Annotated in this window: 1 protein-coding gene and 1 pseudogene; both read right to left on the reverse strand. The window is 42.2% G+C overall.

Annotated features, from left to right (window positions below; genetic code table 11):
- Complete coding sequence (gene tsaE / locus IH597_14380) at positions 1-432, reverse strand: tRNA (adenosine(37)-N6)-threonylcarbamoyltransferase complex ATPase subunit type 1 TsaE (GenBank protein ID MBE0663639.1); 432 nt, start codon at positions 430-432, stop codon at positions 1-3.
- A gap of 361 nt (positions 433-793) precedes the next feature.
- Positions 794-2245: pseudogene (locus IH597_14385) on the reverse strand (PglZ domain-containing protein).

Consider the following 2245-nt stretch of genomic DNA (forward strand, 5'->3'; position numbering starts at 1 on the left):
TTAAAAGCTGAATAACCGGCTACCGTCGGACTCATTCACTGTAATTTGAACATTCACAGTATCTTCGGGCAACAAGGGCTCGATGAGTTCTGGCCACTCGACAAAACAGTAATCTCCGCTGTAGAAATAATCCTCGTATCCCAGATCAAAGGCCTCTTCAAATTTTTTAATCCGGTAGAAATCAAAGTGAAACACCCGTCCGCCTTTGGCAGTATGATATTCGTTGATGAGTGAAAAAGTTGGACTGGCCACATTGTCGGTCACTTGCATAAGCTGACACAACGTTTTTATAAAAGTGGTCTTCCCCGCTCCCATCTGACCAAAGAAGGCAAAAATCCGCGCATCGGGATGTTTTTCAATCAGCGCGCTTGCAACCATTGCAAGTTCTGACTCCGAGTTCACTGTTATGTTTTTTCGCGAAGATTTTTTCATTGGTTCTAAGCTTAATTTATTGATGTATCAAAAGTCTTTATATTGACGATAACATGTTGAATTATTGTATTTTAGCTTTGATCCTGTATGATCCTTAGTGTCTTAGCGCCTTCTGCCACAGGCATCACTTTGTGAGTGGCAAACTAAAAAGTGCCACAAAGTCACGAAGTCACAAAGTGTTCACTAAGATTGTTTTCATAAAATGGAAATGTTAACATGTTGTAAATCAATTTATAATTAAATATTAATTTTTTAATTCCTATTGATAAACAGAGCATTAGTAAACTATGCATAACTTCAGCATTTCATGACACCAACAATTTAATCCCTGTTTGGTTTTAAACACAGTATTGCAAAACAACTATTTCGCTTTGAGCTTGATGTAGGGAATCAGCACTTCTTCCATCGAGATGCCGCCATGCTGGAAAGTGTTTTTGTAGTAGTTCACGTAGTAGTTGTAGTTGTTGGGGTAAGCGAAGAAATCGTAGCTGCGGCAGAAAATATAGGACGAACTGATGCTTTGGCGAGGGAGGAAAATATCAGCAGGGTTTCTTACTTCAAAAACCTCTTTCTTGTTGTAATTCAAGCTCTTTCCGGTTTTATAGCGGAGGTTGGTGTTGGTATTGCGATCGCCAATCACCTTCACCGGGTTTTGTACCCTGACTGAACCATGGTCTGTGGTGATTACAAGGTTGAGCCCTTTGGAAGCAATGTATTTTACGATATCGATCAGTGGTGAATGTTCAAACCAGGAGATGGTCAACGATCGGTAAGCCGGCTCATCGTCGGCCAGTTCGCGGATAATCTCCATTTCGGTGCGGGCATGTGAGAGCATATCCACAAAATTGTAAACGATCACGTTCAGGTTGTTCTGAAGCAGGTTAGGAAGATTGTCAACCAGTTTGCGCCCGGCAGTAAGGTTGAGAATTTTGTGGTAAGACATTTTCAGGTCTTTTCCATAGCGCTTTAATTGCTCGGCCAGCAACTGTTCTTCGAATTGATTTTTTGTCCCTTCCTCATCTTCTTCCACCCAATAGTTCGGGTATTTCTTATCAATTTCAGTGGGTAATAGTCCTGCAAACAGGGCATTGCGGGCGTATTGGGTGGTTGTCGGTAAGATGCTGTAGTAAATGTCTTCGGTTTCGATACGGAAATATTGTTCAAAAATGGGCTGCAGTGCTTTCCATTGGTCGTAGCGCAGGTTGTCGAAAAGAATGAAAAAAGTGTTGGAGTTGTTATTGATCTGGGAGAAAAGTTTCTCCCTGAGCACGGTATGCGAAAGCACTGGTTTGTCTGGGTCGCGGCCGTTTACCCAATCGATATAGTTGTTACTGATAAACCTTGTAAACACCTGGTTTGCCTCTTCTTTTTGCATCCGCAGCACATCGAGAATACTTTCATCAGTGGTTTGAGTGAGTTCCAATTCCCAACGAATCAGTTTTTTATAAATATCCACCCACTCAGAATAGTTCAGGTTGTTCGAAATTTCCATACCGATATTCCTAAATTCCTGTTGATAGGCATGGGTCTTTTTTCGCTGACAATCTTCCGGTTTTCAAGATTCTTTTTCAGGCTGAGGAGGATTTGATTGGGTTTCACGGGCTTGATCAGATAATCGGCAATGCGGGAGCCAATGGCATCTTCCATGATGGTCTCTTCTTCGCTTTTGGTAATCATCACAACGGGTAAGTGCGGCTGGAGTACTTTGATCTCTGCAAGTGTTTCGATGCCGGACATACCAGGCATGTTTTCGTCGAGGAACACGATATCAAAAGGTTCACCTTTGAGCAGATCAAGCGCTTCGTCTCCGTTG

This window comes from Bacteroidales bacterium (genome assembly GCA_014860575.1).
In the GTDB taxonomy this organism is placed as follows: Bacteria; Bacteroidota; Bacteroidia; order Bacteroidales; family JAAYJT01; genus JAAYJT01.

What these genes read in the sequence shown, in the direction of transcription:
- tsaE (MBE0663639.1), bottom strand. Translation starts at nt 432, where the DNA reads ATGAAAAAATCTTCGCGAAAAAACATAACAGTGAACTCGGAGTCAGAA.